This window comes from Actinoallomurus bryophytorum (genome assembly GCF_006716425.1).
GTDB classification, from domain to species: domain Bacteria; phylum Actinomycetota; class Actinomycetes; order Streptosporangiales; family Streptosporangiaceae; genus Actinoallomurus; species Actinoallomurus bryophytorum.
Genome location: NZ_VFOZ01000001.1, coordinates 185,295 through 201,695, shown reverse-complemented (window position 1 = coordinate 201,695; position 16,401 = coordinate 185,295). Strand labels below are relative to the sequence as shown.

Sequence of the window (16,401 nt, the reverse complement as noted above, 5' to 3'; positions counted from 1 at the left end):
GTGCCGCAGCCGCCAGAATCGGCTAGCCACCGGTCGGAGAATCGGCGAACACTACGACACGGAGTCGGCGAACCGGCGAACCGGAACCGGCCAGATCCCGCGTCCGGTCGAGCCGCGGACGTGTCCCGGCTCCTCGGCGAAGATCGAGGTCAGCTTCGACGGCGCGGCGCGTACCTCGGCGAGCACGTCTCCTTCGGGCAGCCGTCCCCACCACGCCGGCGGCTCGGCGGTGATCTCCCCGCCGATGAGCTCGCGCGCCGCCTCCGCACGCTGGGGCAACGCCTCGGCGATTCCTTCGAGCAGCACGCTGACGCTGATCGGACCGGGCCCGTCCACCTCGATCGCGGCCGGCGAGCGCTGCAGCGGCGGACCGGAGGGCCACCGGAACCGGCGAAACTGCCGAAGCGTCGAAACCGGCTAGCCGCCGGAACTGGCGAACACTGCGACGCGGAGCTGGCGGGCCGCCGGAGTCGGCGAACCGGCAGCGTCCGGATGAGCACGTAGCGGGGCGCGGTGGCATGGCTGCGACTTGGCCTGGGTCTCGCGTCGACGGCGATCGGTGCCGCGCTCGCCCGCTGATGCTCATGGTGGCGTGACGACGGGGCCGACCGCGAAGCCGGCGCGTCAGCGGCTGGCGTCGGGCTACCCGGATGCTCGTCCCCTCGTGCCGTGCCTGGAGCCAATGGAGTCATGGCGCGCGTAGGCGTCTGAGAACCATCCGGTTACGGCGGGGCCGGTCCGGATGGCCTACCTGTATGCCGACGGCTCGGCCCCCAATACACGCGTGAGACAGGATGCCCATGCCGTTCTCTCAGCGTCCGGCGCCGGCGTCCCCGGCACCTGCCACCCCCACCAGCTGACGGACGCGCCGCCCAGCGCCCCCCTCGCACGCGATCGAACGCCGGCATGTATCCCGGTGGTGGGTCGCCGGGTCCCGTTGGGGCGGCCTGCGGCCTGCGGCCCCTGCCACGTCGTCGATGGGTCGGTTAGTGACATCAGAATGGCGATCGCGACCTGCCTGCGACAGCCTGGCTAGACCTTGTGTCCTACCGGCCCGCATCCCAGGGTCTGTTTTCCCGCAGGACGGTCGTCCTGGCCGGAAGGGGTGACGGGGTGGAGGCCTGTCCTGGCCCGGGGGTGGGGTCGCCGCGTCGTGCTGAGCCTCGGTGTCCGGCTTCGAGGTCTGTGGTTCCGGAGTGGTCGTGCTGGCTACGTCCGTCCAGGCCTGCCTTGGCCCGGGGGTGGGGTCGCCGCGTCGTGCTGAGCCTCGGTGTCCGGCTTCGAGGTCTGTGGTTCCGGAGTGGTCGTGCTGGCTACGTCCGTCCAGGCCTGCCCTGGCCCGGCGGTGGGGTCGCCGCGTTGTCCTGAGCCTCGGTGCCCCGCGTCGGGGTCTGTTCCCGCGAGCGGTCGCCCTGGCCGGAAGGGGGCGGCAGAGCGGCTGCGTCCGTGCAGGTGTGTGGTCGCCCGGCCGTGGGCTGGTCGCTCCGGCGTGCTGAGCCCCCCACGCCGGTCCGTCATCTCGGACGCGGTCGCTCGCCCGCAGTGGCGTCCTTAGGGCCCCTCACGCACCGCCCCGGGCGTGGGTCAGTCGGCGCTCGGGAGGCCCAGGGAGAAGGCGGCTTCGAGGTCGTGCTGGGAGTACGTGCGGAAGGCGATGTGGGTTTCCGTGTGGGTCACGCCGTCGACCTTGTTGAGGCCGCCCGGGATGACGTCGGCGATCTGTTCGTACTGTCGTACGCGGACCAGGGCGACCAGGTCGAACTCACCCGTGACCGAGTAGACCTCGCTTACCCCCGTGAGGCCGGCGATGGTCTCGGCCACCTCGGGGATGCGTGAGACGTCGGCCTTGATGAGCACGATGGCGGTGATCACGAGGTCCTCCTGCGATGGGTGGCGTCGGCCTCAGGGCTGTGCCGAAAGCCTAGTCCAGCGTGGATCACTGCCAGCTCAGTGCCGCCGACTTGCGGGCGAAGCCGCCTCGGCGTACGAGCAGGCCGCAGATCATGCCGGCCACGAAGCCGTAGATGTGCGCGACGTACGCCGTCTGGCTCTGGTCGCCGAGGCTGAACCACTGGAGTACGAAGAACTGCGCCAGCAGCACCCACGACGGCAGCCGGAACGGGATGAAGGACAGGACCAGCGTGATCGTCCTCGACCGGGGATACAGCACCAGGTGGGAGCCCAGCACGCCCGCGATCGCGCCCGAGGCGCCGACCAGCGGGGTCAGGGAACCCGGGTAGGTCAGCGCGAAGCCGTACGCCGCGATGTAGCCCACCAGCAGGTAGAAGACCAGGAACCGCAGCCGCCCCAGCCGGTCCTCGGTGGCCGCGCCGAAGACGAACAGGTAGACCATGTTGCCCAGGATGTGGGCCACGCCGCCGTGCAGGAACATCGACGACAGCGCGGAGAGCCACGGCCGCTTGTGGAAGGGCTTCGGGTGGCAGGCCTCCGCGACCTCCGCGGGCATCGGCTCCGCCCGGTTGTCGACCATCTCCTTGGGGATCGCGCCGTACTTGAGCAGGAACGTCACCTGCTCGCACTTGCGCTGGCCGTCCGTTTCGTTCTGGTGGCCGATCGAGGCGACCGGCGACAGCAGGAAGACGACCACGTTGGCGGCGATGAGGAGATAGGTGACCAGCGGAGCACGCCGAGTGGGCTGGTTGTCATAAAGCGGCAGCGCCACCCCTGCTCCTAACGCATCGGCCGACCGGCGCGGTCAACCTTACGGGAATCGGTCTCCCGATAAGCGGCCTCGATCCAGCGGCGCACGCTCTCGGCGCCGTGTGCCGGGCAGCTCCAGGTGCCGTCCACCTCGACGAGGCGTACGCCGGGGGAGTCGAGCCAGCGCAGGACGCACTCCATCTCCTCCGCGGAGGCGCGCGGGGCGGCGCCGGGACCGGGGCGTACGGTCTCGGCGGTGGCGACGAGGGCCTGGACGTAGGGAACCGGATGGGCGTGCGGCGGGACGGTGCCGGCGGCGGCGAGCCGGCCGTGCCGTACGACGTGCAGCTCCCAGCCGCCGTCGAACGCGGGGCGGGCCGCGACGAGCTGGGCGATCCCCGCGAGGGCGGACAGGCGCTGGCAGCGCGCCGCGCCCCGCACGAAGGCCGCCAGGCGGTCGCGGAGCGCCGCCGCCTCCTCGTAACGGAGCTGTTCGGAGAGCCGGTCGATGCGGGTGCGTGCGGCGGCCACGACGGGGCGTACGTCGCCGGTCAGGATGGCGCGGGCGTACGCGGCGTGCTCGGAGTAGGTGTCGGGGCTCTGGCGTCCCTCGCAGGGCGCGCCGCACCGGCCGAGCTCGCTGAGGGCGCAGGTGCTCGCCCGGCCCTCGGAGATCACGCGGAGCGTCAGCCGCTGGGTGCACTGGCGCAGCGGGACGGCGTCGTGCACGGCCGCGCGTGCCTCCTCGGCGACCCGGGTGCTGCCGAACGGGCCGAGGTAGGAGCCGCCGTCGTCGCGCACCTCGCGGACGATGGACAGCCGGGGGAACACCTCGGCGGTCAGCTTGAGCCACACGGCGCGCTCGGGATGGCGGGAGCGGCGGTTGTAGCGCGGCTTGTGGGCCGCGATGAGGCGCAGCTCGCGCACCTCGGCCTCCAGCGCGCTCGCGCACACGATCGTGCGGACGCGTTCGGCGATGCCGATCATCTCGCGGACGCCCCGGCGGGTCTCCGAGGCCGTGAAGTAGGACTTGACGCGTGTGCGCAGGCGCCCGCTCTTTCCGACGTAGAGCGGCTCGCCGCGCACGTCCTCGAAGATGTAGACGCCCGGCGCGGCCGGCACCGCGTCGGCCAGGTGGCGCTTGCGCTTCTGCTCCGGCGTGGGGGCACGGGCGAAGCTCGTCAGCTCCTCGAGGGACTCGACGCCGAACGCGCCGGCCCGCTCCAGCAGCCCGTGGAGCACGTCGACCGTCGCCCGCGCGTCCGAGAGCGCGCGGTGGCAGGGCTCGGTGGTGGCGCGGAAAAAGCGGGCGAGGGTCGAGAGCTTGCAGTTGGGCACCTCGTCGCGGGTGAGGAGGCGGCGCCCCAGGTCGGCGGTGTCGACGACGGCGGGTGCGGGCCAGGGGCGTCCCTGCGCGGCGCAGGCGGCCTTGAGGAAGCCCATGTCGAAGGGTGCGTTGTGCGCCACCAGCACGGCTCCGCGGGCGAACTCCAGGAAGGCCGGGAGCACCTCGTCGATGCGCGGCGCGGCGATGACCATCTGCTGGGTGATGCCGGTCAGCACCGTGATGAACGGCGGGATCTCCTGGCCCGGGTCGACGAGCGTGCCGAACTCGCCCAGGATCTCTCCTCCGCGGACCTTCACGGCGCCGATCTCGGTGATGGCGGAGTCGTGCGCCGAGCCGCCGGTGGTCTCCAGGTCGACGATCACGAACGTGACACCGATCAGAGGCGTGCCGAGATCGTCGAGGGTGCCCTGCACGGCAGGACCTTCGGAGGCCATGGCACGCACCGTACGGGTGGCCACCGACAATGCACGGCGTGCGGGGGAACACCGAGGTCATTCGTCGGCGGATCACCTACTCCCGGGTGCCGTGCCGTCTACGCTGGGCAGCGACGGGGGTAGGGGCCGCCGGTGGCACGTTTCCGGGGCCCGCGACCGGCTCATGCGTGAGGAGACAGATCATCGACACCGGCCCGGGCGAACAGCTCGATCAACCGTTGCCAGAGGCCGTCCGGCAGCGCGTGGTCGAGCTCGCCGCCGAAGTGGTCGGCGCACTCCGGGCGGACGAGATCCCCGCGCCGCTGCGGCGCGTCGCCCGGTTCGAGCCACGCCGCAGGGCCAGGCTGGCGGCCACCCCGATCGCCACCCAGCTGGAAAAGGACACCGACTTCCGCGAACGCGTCGCCGAGGTCGTACGCGAGGGCCAGCCCGAGCTCGCCGCCGCGCTCGACTCGGGCACGGTGCCGGCGGCGGCCGACCCGGTGAACGTCGCGGCCCTCGCCTACCTCATCCGGCCACCGGGCTGGCCGGAGCGGGTCGAGACGGCACGCCGCGATCTCGAACGCTCCGCGCTCGCGGCCGACGAGGCCGAGACGATCCGCAAGCTGGCCGAGCTGCAGGAGCAGATCGCCGCGGCCAAGGCGACACGCACCGAAGAGATCGACAAGCTGCGTACCGAGCTGCGCAGCTCGCGCGCCGAGAACGCCGAGCTCCGCAAGAAGCTGCACGAGAGCCGCACCCGCGCCAAGCGCGAGCACGCGCGCGCCGAGGAGCTGGACCGCCAGGCCGGCGAGGAGCGGGCCGGTGCGGCGGCCGCGGGCGCGGCGACAGAGGCGGAGCTGCGCCGACTGCGCGCCAGGCTCTCCCAGGCCGAGTCCGCGGTGGAGAACACCCGCCGGGCCGCACGCGAGGGACGCAACCTCGACGAGACGCGGCTGCGGGTGCTCCTCGACGCCCTCACCGACGCGACCAAGGGGCTGCGGGAGGAGATCGGGCTGCCGACGGGGATCACCCGCCCGGCCGACAGCGTCGGCGCCGTCGCGCCGCAGCAGCCCGGGCACCGCACGCTCCCGGGGCGTGCCCTCGCCGACAGCGACCCGGCACTGCTCGACCAGCTCCTCATGCTGCCGCAGGTGCACCTCATCATCGACGGCTACAACGTCACCAAGACCGGCTACGGCGACATCCCGCTGTCCGACCAGCGGTCCCGGCTCATCTCCGGCGTCGGCGTCCTGCACGCCCAGACCAAGGCGGAGGTGACCGTGGTCTTCGACGGCGCGGAGCTGGACGCTCCGGTCGCGGTGCAGGCGCCACGCGGCGTACGCGTGTTGTTCAGCGCGCCGGGGCAGACCGCCGACGATCTCATCGGCCAGCTCGTACGCGCGGAGCCGGGCGGCCGGGCGGTGGTGGTCATCTCCTCCGACCAGGAGGTCTGCGACTCGGCCCGCCGCGCCGACGCCCGCCCGGCCCCGGCATCGCTGCTGCTGAGACGGCTCAGCCGCACCTGACGCGTTTCTGTCGGTGCCTCCTTCTAGCGTCTGTGTCATGACGTCGACACGAGGAGACACCATGCTCATCGACTGCGAAAAGTGTGAGGTACGCAACGTCGGCTGCGCCGACTGCGTAGTGTCCGCAATGCTCGGCGCGCCGTTCGAGGCGGTGGAGATCGGCGACGGAGAGCGCCGTGCGCTGGATGTTCTCGCCGAAGGCGGCATGTTGCCGCCTCTGCGGCTGACGATCTCCGATGAGCGCGCCTCGTAGTCGCACGTGCGCACGCTGTTGCGCTATTGACGGGAATTGGAGTTTTTCCCGTAGAAGCGGTTGTTACCAGGGTGATACTTGACTAGTCTCGCGCCCTGAGTCAGTCGCTCGTTCGTCGCCCCCCAGGCGACGGCGACGGGCTCCCGCCGAGTCGCTACGGCATACGAGGAGACCTCCGTCGATGGTGGTCTCCCTTTGGCCGTACGAGCCGGGGAACCAGGTTCCAGGGGTGAATCGGAGCGCATCTGCTCCGTAGGGCGACTTCCACGCCCGAATCCGTCAGCTAACCCGGTAGGCGGTCCTTGGGAGAGGGGCGTGCCGCAATCGTGGCCACAAAGCGCAGTGCCGGCAGTAGTGCCGGTGGCTGGCTGCCAGGAGGCAGGGTTGGGCTTCGAGCCCTCACGACCCTGTGCGTAGCGGCTTCCACGGCGCTGATCGTGCCTGTCATGCCCGCGCAGGCAGCACCGAAGCCATCACTGAAAGAGAGTCAGGCCAAGCTCAAGAAGCTGAACTCTCAGGTCGACCATCAGGACAATATTTACAACAAGGCCAAAGAAGAACGACAGGCCGCCAAGAAAAAGCTCGACGCGCTGAACAAATCGGTCAGCCAAGACAAGAAGACGTACGAGCAGCTCCGTATACGGGTCGTGCAGCTCGCCGCCGCCGCTTACAAGAGCGGCCAGTCCGGCGACATTCCGGCCCTCGTGTCGTCGAGCGACCCCGCGGACGTCCTGGACCAGATCTCGGTGTTCACGCAGGTCGCGCGCAACCGGTCGAGTGAGGTCACTCAGTTCCTCAACGCCGCCCAGCTGCTGCAGCGCCAGAAGGCGCAGGCGCAGCAGGCCGCCGACGACCTGAACGCCAAGCTCAAGTCCGAGCAGAAGCAGCTCGCCAGCCTCAAGAAGAAGGCCGGCCAGCAGCGGTCGCTGGTCAACAGGCTCGGCGGTGGTGTCTCCTCCTCCGGCGGCCACGGCGGCACCTACACCGGACCGGCGTCCGGCAGTGCCCGCCTCGCCCTCGAGTACGCGTACGAGCAGAAGGGTGCCCCCTACCGTTATGGCGGCACCGGCCCGTACAGCTCCGGCTTCGACTGCTCGGGACTCGTGATGATGGCCTGGCGCCACGCCGGCGTCAGCCTTCCCCGCGTCGTGCCCGACCAGTACAACGCAACCCGCCGTGTGGCGCGCTCGGACCTGCAGCCCGGCGACCTGGTGTTCTTCGACAGCCTGAACCACGTGGGCATCTACGTCGGCAACAACCAGTTCATGCACGCACCGCACACCGGCACGGTCGTCCAGATCGAGAGCCTGAGCGGCTACTACAGCTCCGCCTATTACGGCGCGGGCCGTCCGTAGGGAGCCGTCAAAGTGGAGATGAAGCGTACAAGCATGTCCAAGACCAGTCGTTGGTTCGTCGGTACCGCCGGAGCAGCCGTGGTGGCCGGGCTCGTGATGCCCGCCACCGTCGCGGAGGCCAAGCCCACTCCATCGCTGAGTGCCGCGAAGAAGCAGCTCGTTCAGCTCAACGACCAGGTCGACAAGCTCGGAAACCAGTACAACAAGGCCAAGGAGGACTGGCAGGCCGCTCAGAGCCGTCTGAAGGCCCTGAACTCCTCCGTCACGACCGAGAAGGCCACGTTCGAGCAGCTGCACGTCAGGGTGGCTCAGCTGGCCGCGGCGGCGTACAAGACCGGAGGCGAGGCCGGCTCGGTCCCGGACCTGCTCTCGGCCAAGGACCCGTCGGCCGTGCTCGACCAGATGACGGCCTTCACCCAGGTCTCCAACAACCGTGCCGCGGAGCTGACCCAGTTCCTGGCGTCGGCGCAGCGGCTGGAGCGGCAGAAGGCGCTGGCCCAGCAGGCGGCCGAGCAGCTCGCCCAGCAGAAGACGCAGGCCGACAAGCAGCGTGCGGCGGCCAACACGGCCATCAGGAAGCAGCTGACGCTGATCAACAGGCTCGGCAGCAACATCGACCCGGGCAGCTCCAAGGCGAACTGCTCGATCCTGGCCACCGGCCGGGCCGAGACCGTGCTGCGGTACGCCTGCGCCCAGCTCGGCAAGCCCTATGTGTTCGGTGCCGCCGGTCCGAACTCCTTCGACTGCTCCGGGCTGACGATGATGGCCTACAAGCAGATCGGCATCAATATCAACCACTACGTGCCCAACCAGTACAGCGCGAGCAGGCGGATCGCCAAGGCCGATCTGCAGCCGGGTGACCTGGTGTTCTTCAGCAACAACGATCACGTAGGCATGTACGTCGGCAACGGGAAGTTCATCGAGGCCCCGCACACCGGCGACGTCGTGAAGATCGCCAGTCTGAGTGACGCGTACTACAGCTCCGTTTACTACGGTGCCGGGCGTCTCGTCTGACAGAGACGTAGATCTCATAATGGCGGGCGGCGCAATTCACGTTATGTGATTGCGCCGCCACGCTTTTGCCGCAAATTTGCCGATGCCATGCGGTCTTGCTAGCGTGCGGCGAATGTGCGGTACGTCCCATGCACCGCATCGCCGGGATGGATTCCGGCATTCACGCGTCGTGGAACGCGTGCCGGGGATTTCCATTTCGACATTTTCCGGAATGCGCCGATAAGCGGCCAGCCGCAGAAACCGTCCATCAGGGACGCGTCAGGTGGCCGCGCACGCCTAGTCCGCGGGCACGCGGAGCCGGGGACCCGACTGCGCGACAGACGCAGCTCTCCAGGGTGAGTCGGGCACCTGCGATGACAGGCGCACCGTAGGGCGGCTTCCAGCCCGAACCCCCTCGCCGACCCGGTTGGCGTCCATGGAAGGAGAACACCCTGTATCGCACCCCCTCGACCGCTTCACCCGCACGCATCCGCCTCGCCGGCGGCATGCTGGCCGCCGGCGCCGTACTCGCGCCCACGGCCCTGACGGTCCAGGCGGCCGACGCGGCCACCCTGACCGTCATCCCCGTGGCCCCTCCGACGGCGGCCGACACCGCGGCGAAAACGTCTTGGAACGCGCGACACAAGGTCGGGCTGACGGCGGTGGCCGTCGCCCGCGAGCAGATCGGCAAGCCGTACCGCTACGGCGGTGCCGGGCCCGCCGCCTTCGACTGCTCCGGTCTGGTCCAGTACGCCTACCGGAAGGCCGGAGTCAGCCTTCCGCGTACGGCGGACGCCCAGCACGGCCACGTCAAGCGGCACGTGAAGTTCACGGACTTCGCCACCGGTGACCTGGTCTACTTCTACGGCGACGGCCACACCGGCATCGTCTCGAAGGTCGACGGCGGCAAGGTGTACATGATCCACGCGGCCCACACGGGCACCCGGATCAAGCAGGTCCTGATCAACGGTTACTACCGCGGGCACTTCAACGGCGGCGTACGGCCGTACTAGGCGTGTCTGACGATCCTGTCCGTAGCGAGCGGCGTCCAGGTGGTGCGTCGCAAGGCGGAGGAGGAGTCAGCCCGGTGTGGGCCGGCGACCGACGACAACGCGGCGAGGCGCCGCCTGGGCGTCGCGCAGCCGGAGGAGGGTTTGCCGGACACGCCCAAGGGCGTGTCCGGCGCCGGGGCTCGTCCGTAACGGACGAGCCCCGGCGCTTCCGGGCGGTCGGCCCGGCGCATTCAGCGGCGGCGGCTAGGATCGCGCGCATGCCGGCCAAGGGGAATGCGGACTCGCGCGTGTCTGCGCTGCCCATATTCGCCGGTTTTGCCGGATTGGCGATCGTGGCCAACCTCGTCACCGGCATCGGCTACGTCGCACTCCACGACGGCGCGAGCCGGTCCGCCGCTCCCTCGCGGCCCGTCGCCGGGGCACTGCCCGCCCCCAGTACGGCGACGGTGAACTCCCTGCTCCAGCGCCGCTCCCACGCGGTCCTCGCGCACGACCGCGCCGCCTTCCTCGCCACCGTCGACCCTTCGGGCCAGGCGTTCCGCGCCGGGCAGGAGGTGCTGTTCGACAACCTGGCCGAGGTCCCCCTCACCGGGTGGAAGGAGTCCTTGGCCGACACGCGCCCGGCGGTGGCCGCCGACGACGGCTGGACCGCACGGCTGAGGCTCGCCTACCGGCTGCGGGGCTATGACCGCCGGGAGCTCGTCTACACCGAGTACCTCACCTTCGACCGCCGCCCGGGTACGGGCTGGGTGGTCTCCGGCGACGGGGCGGCGCACGGCCTGCGCGACGATCCGCAGATCTGGAGCGGCGGCAGCCTCAAGGTCGTGCGGGGCCGCCGCAGCATCGTGCTCGCCGAGGACGGCGCCGTGGCCGGCCAGGACGCCCGCGCGCGTACGGCCGAGCTCCGCGACATCGCCGACCGCCTCGACCAAGGCGTCGGCATCGTCTCCGGCGTCGTGGGCGACCGATGGTCCCGGCGCGTCGTCGCGCTCGTCCCCGCCACCGAGCAGAAGGCCGAGGAACTCGTCGGCGACGTACGCAATCTCGGGGACATCGCCGCGCTCGCCACCGTCACCGGCGACGCCGGCGGAACGGCGACCGGGGAGGACCGCGTCGTCATCAGCCCCACCGCCTTCGGCCGCCTCAACGCGCTCGGCCGGCACGTCGTGCTGACGCACGAGCTCGTCCACGTCGCGATGGGTGGCGCCCGCGACGGCAAGACCCCGATGTGGCTGATCGAGGGGCTCGCGGACTACGTCGGGTACAAGGACGCCGGCGTGGCGACGAAGGCCGCGGGACGCGAGCTGAAGAACCTGATCTCCTCCGGAGACATGCCCTCCGCGCCGCCGGGGCGTACCGAGTTCGAAGGCTCGGGCGACCGGCTCTCCGCGGCGTACGAAGAGGCGTGGCTCGCCTGCCGGATGATCGCCGAACGCTACGGAGAGGACACGTTGGTGCGGCTTTACCGTACGGCGGAGGGTGAACCCGGTGCCTCGGGCGACCCGCGCATCGAGGACCGCGCGTTGCGTACCGTGCTCGGCATCGGCTCGGCCCGGTTCGACGAAGAGTGGCGAAGCTACGTTCGCGGGGTGCTCTCGTGAGCGAGGAGAACGACCGTCAGGGCACACGCCGCACTGACGAGGCCGGGGACGTGACGGTCGGCTCACACGTCGCCGCCGGCGCGGAGGCCGTGGCGGACGCCCGGCGCCCGGCCGTGGCGGGGGACAGGGCGTCGCGGCGGGCGGCCGCGGTCGCCGCGGTGGTGCTCGGCGCGCTGCTGGCCGTCGTGGTCGCGGTGACCACACCCTGGCATCCGCTGCCGGGCGCGGACCGCGGGCCCGACCCGGCGCTCGACTTCACCCCGGCGGAGATCGCACGTAGCCACGCGTTCAACGCGGCGCTCAACCCGCCGGCCTATGCCGGGCTCATCGCCGGGATCGTGGTCGTGGTACTGCTGGGTCTCACACCGCTGGGCTCGCGTCTCCTCGGAGCGGTCACGGGCCCCCTGCGCCGGTGGCCGTTGCGCCTGGTCGGCGCGGCCGTCGTGCTGGCGGTGCTGACCAGGCTGGCCGGCCTGCCGTTCGACGTGTGGTCCGAGACCGTGCTGCGGCGGTACGGCCTGTCGACCGAACACTGGGGCGGCTGGGCACGGGACCAGGTCACCTCCCTCGGCGTCACACTCGTCATCTGGATCATCGTGGTGCTCGGCCTCCACCTGCTCATCCGCAGGTTCCCCCGGCGCTGGTGGGCCGGGGCGGCCGCGGGCGGGTTCGTGCTCGTCGCGGCGGCCTCGTTCGGCTACCCGGTCCTGGTCGAGCCGCTGTTCAACTCGTTCCACTCGATGCCCGCCGGTCCGCTGCGCACCGATCTGCTGCGACTGGCGCGCGAGGACGGCGTGCCGGTCGACGACGTCCTCGTCGCCGACGCGTCCAAGCGCACCACGACGCTGAACGCCTACGTCTCCGGGTTCGGCTCGACCCGGCGGATCGTCGTCTACGACACCCTTCTCGACAGCGAGCCGCGCCAGGAGGTCGAGCTGGTCGTCGCGCACGAGCTCGGCCACGCGAAACGCGGGGACGTCCTGCACGGCACCCTCGTGGGCGCGCTCGGGGTCGCCGCCGGGGTCTGCGTGCTCTACCTGGTCATGAGTTCGCCCCGGCTGCTCAGACGTGCCGGGGCGGAGTCGGCGGCCGACCCGCGGTCGGTCGCGTTGCTGCTCGCGGGGGTGACCGTGCTGCTCCAGCTCTCGGCGCCGGTGGAGAACCTCGTGAGCCGTCACATCGAGGCGCGTGCCGACATGCATGCCCTCGACCTGACCAGGGACCCCGCGACGTACGTGCGGATGCAGCGCTCGCTCAGCGCCCGCAATCTGGACGAGCTGTCGCCGGACGCTCTGGAGTACGCGCTGTGGAACACCCACCCGACCGGGCCGGAGCGGATCGCCATGGGCCGCGAGTGGGCCCGGCTTCATCACCTCGCGGTGCCCGCGCCGCTCGTGGCGAAAGGGCACCGGGCCCCGCCGTGAACCCGCGCGGAGAGCGCGAGTTCACGGCGAGACCGGCCGACGCGGCTAGCTCTTGAGGCCGAAGGCCTTGCCGACCGGCAGGGAGAACCTGCTGTCCATGCCGTTGGTGACTCCGGCCGCGGAGGTGTACCAGGCCACGATCGCGGTCAGGACACCGATCCACCCACCGAGCTTGATCGTGCCGGTGCTGTGCGACAGGTTGCCGATGAACAGGATGATCTCGGTGACCTCGAGTGTGAGGAAGACACCGAAGACCGCCTTGCTGACCTGCGTGCTCCACAGCAACATGTACGTGTTGAAGATGGCGAACGCGAGCAGGATCCAGCCCAGGTCGTTCTGGATCAGCGACTCGGCGTTCGGGCCGCCGGCCTTGACGGCCTCCGGCGCGACGAGATGAACGTACAGACCAAGGCCGATCCAGAATCCGCCGTACGTCGAGAACGCGGTGGCGCCGAAGACGTTGCGGTTGCGGAACTCCCACATGCCTGCGAGCAACTGGACCAGGCCGCCGTAGGCGAAGGCGAAGCCCAGCCACGCGTCGGTTCCGTCCGTCCAGGCGGCGTTCTTGGCGGAGAGTAGGAACGTGGTGAGTGCGAAGGCGGCGAGGCCCAAGGGGGCCGGGTCCGCTATCGCCGACACCACGGGAGAGGGGGCTCGGGTCGTTTCGGTTTCGGTCAAGGTGGCTCCTCCTGATCAGTGTGGAGACTCCACCGCCGTGCCTCGTCAGGTCCATCGATCAGGGCCGGGCGGGGTGGGGGCGGCCACAAGTGAGACCGGTAAAGGTTAACGCCCTGTTTCGTCCTGGTCACTGGTCTGGAACCGAACTGTGATCATGCATGCGATGCTGGCGGGGCCATGACAAAGACGCTCGTCGTGACCAACGACTTCCCGCCGCGCCCGGGAGGCATCCAGGCGTTCGTGCACAACCTCGCAGTGCGGCGCCCGCCCGGTTCCGTCGTCGTGTACGCGCCCGAGTGGAAGGGCGCCGCGGAGTTCGACGCCCGGCAGCCCTTTCCGGTCGTCCGCCACCCCACGCGGCTCATGCTGCCGGTGCCCGCGGTCCTGCGCCGCGCGGCCGGCATCATGCGCGCCGAGAACTGCGACTCGGTCGTGTTCGGTGCGGCGGCGCCGCTCGGCCTGCTCGCACCCGGGCTGCGTCGCGCCGGCGCCGGCCGCGTCATCGGCCTCACCCACGGCCACGAGGCGGGCTGGGCGTCGCTGCCCGGCTCCCGTGCGTTGCTGCGCCGCATCGGCGACGGCACGGACGTCCTCACGTACCTGGGGGAGTACACCCGTGGCCGGATCGCCGCGGGCCTGTCACCCGCCGCGGCCGCGCGGATGCGGCGGCTCGCCCCCGGCGTGGACGAGACGGTCTTCCGCGCAGGCGCGGGCGGCGCCGAGATCCGCGCCCGGCACGGGCTTGCGGACCGGCCGGTCGTCGTCTGCGTCTCGCGCCTGGTGCCGCGCAAGGGCCAGGACGCGCTGATCCACGCCTGGCCACGGGTGCGGCGGGCGATCCCGGACGCGGCGCTGCTGCTCGTCGGCGGCGGACCGTACCGCCCGGCCCTGGAGCGGCTGCGGACCGAGCTGGACGTGGCCGACTCGGTACGGATCACCGGGACCGTGCCGTGGGAGGAGCTCCCCGCGCACTACGACGCCGGGGACGTCTTCGCCATGCCCTGCCGGACCCGGCGGCGCGGCCTGGACGTCGAGGGGCTCGGCATCGTCTACCTCGAGGCGTCCGCAACCGGGCTGCCGGTCATCGCCGGAGACTCCGGTGGCGCGCCCGACGCCGTCCTCCGCGGAGAGACGGGCCTGGTGATCGACGGTCGCTCCGTCGCCGCGGTCGCCGACTCCGTGATCGAGCTGCTGCGCAACCCGGCGGGGGCGGCCGCGATGGGCGACAAGGGCCGCTCGTGGGTCGAGCGTGAGTGGCGCTGGACGGTCCAGGCACGGAGGTTCGCGACCCTCCTGGAGAGTCAGGAGTAGAGAGCCTCGATCTCCGCCTCGAAGTCGCGGACGACGAGGTTCCGCTTGACCTTGAGGGTCGGGGTGAGGTGACCGGTGTCCTCGGTGAAGTCGGCCTCGAGGATGCGGTACTTCTTGATCGCCTCGGCCCGTGACACCGAGGCGTTGGTCTCGGCCACCGCGGCGTCGACCTCCTTGACGAGGTCGGGGTCCTCGATCAGCTCGGCGGTGGACATCGAGCCCTTGCCGTGCTGTTCTTTCCACGGTCCGAGGGCCTCGGGGTCCAGCGTGATCAGGCAGCCGATGAACTTGCGTCCGTCGCCGACGACCAGGCACTGGCTGATCAGCGGATGGGCGCGCAGACGGTCCTCGAGCGGGCCCGGGGCGACGTTCTTGCCGCCCGCCGTGACGATGAGCTCCTTCTTGCGGCCGGTGATCCTGAGGTAGCCGTCGTCGTCCAGCTCGCCGATGTCGCCGGTGTGGAACCAGCCGTCCTCCACCGCCTCCTTGGTGGCCTGCTCGTTGTGCCAGTAGCCGGCGAAGACGTTCGGGCCCTTCGTCAGGATCTCGCCGTCGTCGGCGATGCGCACCGTGCTGCCCGGGATCGGCTTGCCGACGGCGCCGATGCGGTTGTCGCTCGGCAGGTTGACCGCGATCGGCGCGGTCGTCTCCGTCAGGCCGTAGCCCTCCAGGATGGTGATCCCGACGCCGTTGAAGAAGTGGCCGAGGCGCTCGCCGAGCGCGGCGCCGCCGGACACGGCGTGCGTCACCCGCCCGCCGACCGCCGCGCGCAGCTTGGTGTAGACGAGCTTGTCGAACGCCGCGTGCTTCAGCCGCAGCCCCAGACCGGGGGAGTCGGCCCGGCTGTAGGCGATCGCGGTGTCGGCGGCGAGGTGGAAGATCCTGCCCTTGCCCTCCGCCGCGGCCTTCTGCTCGGCGCCGTTGTAGACCTTCTCGAAGACACGGGGGACGGCCAGCAGGAACGTCGGCTGGAACGATCCGAGGTCCTCGACGAGGTCGGTCAGGTCCGGCGTGTGGCCCAGAGTCACCCCGGCCTCGACGCAGCCGACCTCGATCAGGCGCGCGAAGACGTGCGCGAGCGGGAGGAACAGCAGGGTGGAGCCGTCGGCGAGGCTGAACACCTCCGTGAGCGCGCCCTCGACGACGTTGCGAGCCGTCGAGAGCAGGTTGCCGTGGGTGATCTCACACCCCTTGGGGCGGCCCGTCGTGCCCGAGGTGTAGATGATCGTCGCCAGGTCCGCGGACGTACGCGACGCGCGCCGCTCGTCCAGGCTCGCCCCGACGGGCTCGTCGGTCTCTCCGCTCGGCCGGGAGGGAAGGTCGTCCATCCGCCACACGTGCGCGAGGCCGGGCAGCTCGCCGCGTACGGACGCCACCGCCTTCTCGTGTTCGTCGCTCTCGACGAACATCGCCTTCGCGCCGGAGTCGCCGATGATCCACTCGATCTGCGAGGCGGAGGAGGTCTCGTAGATGGGCACGGCCACCGCGCCCGCCGTCCAGATCGCGTAGTCCGCGACCGTCCACTCGTAGCGGGTGCGCGACATGATCGCGACCCGGTCTCCCGGCTCGACACCGGCCGCGACGAGTCCCTCGGCGACGCGGGCGACCTCGTCGCCGAACGCGCGGGCGCTGATGTCGAGCCACCCCGAGCCGTCCTTGCGGCGGAACACGGTCCGGTCGGGCTCTTCGGCGGCGCGGGAGAAGAGCGTCTCGGTCAGATTCGCCGAATCGGCGATCGTCACCTGCGCGGGAACGCTGAACTCACGCACGACTTCTCCTCTTTCGGGGGCGGGGTCCCAAGACTGCACGGACGTTATCGCTT

The 16,401-nt window shown here is 70.8% G+C and carries 14 protein-coding genes and 1 riboswitch; of the genes, 8 read left to right on the top strand and 6 right to left on the bottom strand.

Translation table 11 applies throughout. The features are described 5' to 3' along the window. Nucleotides 1-51 precede the first annotated feature (51 nt). The 4 genes from FB559_RS00970 to FB559_RS00955 form a co-directional block, all read right to left on the bottom strand. The gene (locus FB559_RS00970; protein ID WP_141952242.1) at nt 52-306 is read right to left on the bottom strand and encodes a hypothetical protein; all 255 of its coding nucleotides are present in this window, start codon (nt 304-306) and stop codon (nt 52-54) included. 1,278 nt (nt 307-1,584) lie between these two features. Next, nucleotides 1,585-1,872 (bottom strand): Lrp/AsnC family transcriptional regulator, encoded by a 288-nt coding sequence (locus FB559_RS00965; RefSeq protein WP_141952240.1) that lies wholly within the window; start codon nt 1,870-1,872, stop codon nt 1,585-1,587. A 64-nt stretch (nt 1,873-1,936) separates the two neighbouring features. Next, nucleotides 1,937-2,683 (bottom strand): rhomboid family intramembrane serine protease, encoded by a 747-nt coding sequence (locus tag FB559_RS00960; RefSeq protein ID WP_141952238.1) that lies wholly within the window; start codon nt 2,681-2,683, stop codon nt 1,937-1,939. 8 nt (nt 2,684-2,691) lie between these two features. Further along, on the bottom strand, nt 2,692-4,443 hold the full coding sequence (locus FB559_RS00955) for a DEDD exonuclease domain-containing protein (RefSeq protein ID WP_141952236.1): 1,752 nt from the start codon (nt 4,441-4,443) through the stop codon (nt 2,692-2,694). A 167-nt stretch (nt 4,444-4,610) separates the two neighbouring features. Here FB559_RS00955 and FB559_RS00950 point away from each other — a divergent pair, with 167 nt between their 5' ends. The 7 genes from FB559_RS00950 to FB559_RS00920 all read left to right on the top strand — a co-directional run bounded on the left by FB559_RS00950 (nt 4,611) and on the right by FB559_RS00920 (nt 12,590). Beyond that, nucleotides 4,611-5,951, top strand: a complete 1,341-nt coding sequence (locus FB559_RS00950) for an NYN domain-containing protein (RefSeq protein ID WP_246121285.1) — start codon at nt 4,611-4,613, stop codon at nt 5,949-5,951. A gap of 37 nt (nt 5,952-5,988) precedes the next feature. After that, a complete protein-coding gene (locus FB559_RS00945; protein WP_141952232.1) occupies nt 5,989-6,204 on the top strand; it encodes a hypothetical protein in 216 nt (71 codons plus the stop codon). 187 nt (nt 6,205-6,391) lie between these two features. Beyond that, nucleotides 6,392-6,518, top strand: a riboswitch (cyclic di-AMP (ydaO/yuaA leader). A gap of 132 nt (nt 6,519-6,650) precedes the next feature. Then, a complete protein-coding gene (locus FB559_RS00940; RefSeq protein WP_246121284.1) occupies nt 6,651-7,559 on the top strand; it encodes a C40 family peptidase in 909 nt (302 codons plus the stop codon). Nucleotides 7,560-7,592: 33 nt separating this feature from the next. Further along, nucleotides 7,593-8,573: a C40 family peptidase gene (locus tag FB559_RS00935; RefSeq protein WP_141952230.1), complete on the top strand. Its 981-nt coding sequence runs from the start codon at nt 7,593-7,595 to the stop codon at nt 8,571-8,573. A 485-nt stretch (nt 8,574-9,058) separates the two neighbouring features. Then, a complete protein-coding gene (locus tag FB559_RS00930) occupies nt 9,059-9,565 on the top strand; it encodes a C40 family peptidase (protein WP_141952228.1) in 507 nt (168 codons plus the stop codon). 287 nt (nt 9,566-9,852) lie between these two features. Continuing rightward, nucleotides 9,853-11,166: a basic secretory protein-like protein gene (locus FB559_RS00925; RefSeq protein WP_141952226.1), complete on the top strand. Its 1,314-nt coding sequence runs from the start codon at nt 9,853-9,855 to the stop codon at nt 11,164-11,166. Then, on the top strand, nt 11,163-12,590 hold the full coding sequence (locus FB559_RS00920) for a M48 family metallopeptidase (RefSeq protein WP_246121283.1): 1,428 nt from the start codon (nt 11,163-11,165) through the stop codon (nt 12,588-12,590). Before FB559_RS00925 ends, FB559_RS00920 begins: the two co-directional genes overlap by 4 nt. A gap of 45 nt (nt 12,591-12,635) precedes the next feature. On the opposite strand, the gene FB559_RS00915 is transcribed toward FB559_RS00920, so the two are convergent. Further along, nucleotides 12,636-13,268, bottom strand: coding sequence for an acetate uptake transporter (locus FB559_RS00915; RefSeq protein WP_141952223.1), 633 nt, complete (start codon nt 13,266-13,268; stop codon nt 12,636-12,638). A 177-nt stretch (nt 13,269-13,445) separates the two neighbouring features. Between FB559_RS00915 and FB559_RS00910 the strand changes: the two genes are divergently transcribed. Further along, a complete protein-coding gene (locus tag FB559_RS00910; protein ID WP_141952221.1) occupies nt 13,446-14,579 on the top strand; it encodes a glycosyltransferase family 4 protein in 1,134 nt (377 codons plus the stop codon). Here the strand turns inward: FB559_RS00910 and FB559_RS00905 are convergent. Then, nucleotides 14,570-16,348 carry an AMP-dependent synthetase/ligase gene (locus FB559_RS00905; protein ID WP_141952219.1) on the bottom strand — a complete coding sequence of 593 codons (1,779 nt, stop codon included), beginning with the start codon at nt 16,346-16,348 and terminating at the stop codon, nt 14,570-14,572. The genes FB559_RS00910 and FB559_RS00905 overlap by 10 nt on opposite strands. Nucleotides 16,349-16,401: the final 53 nt, after the last annotated feature.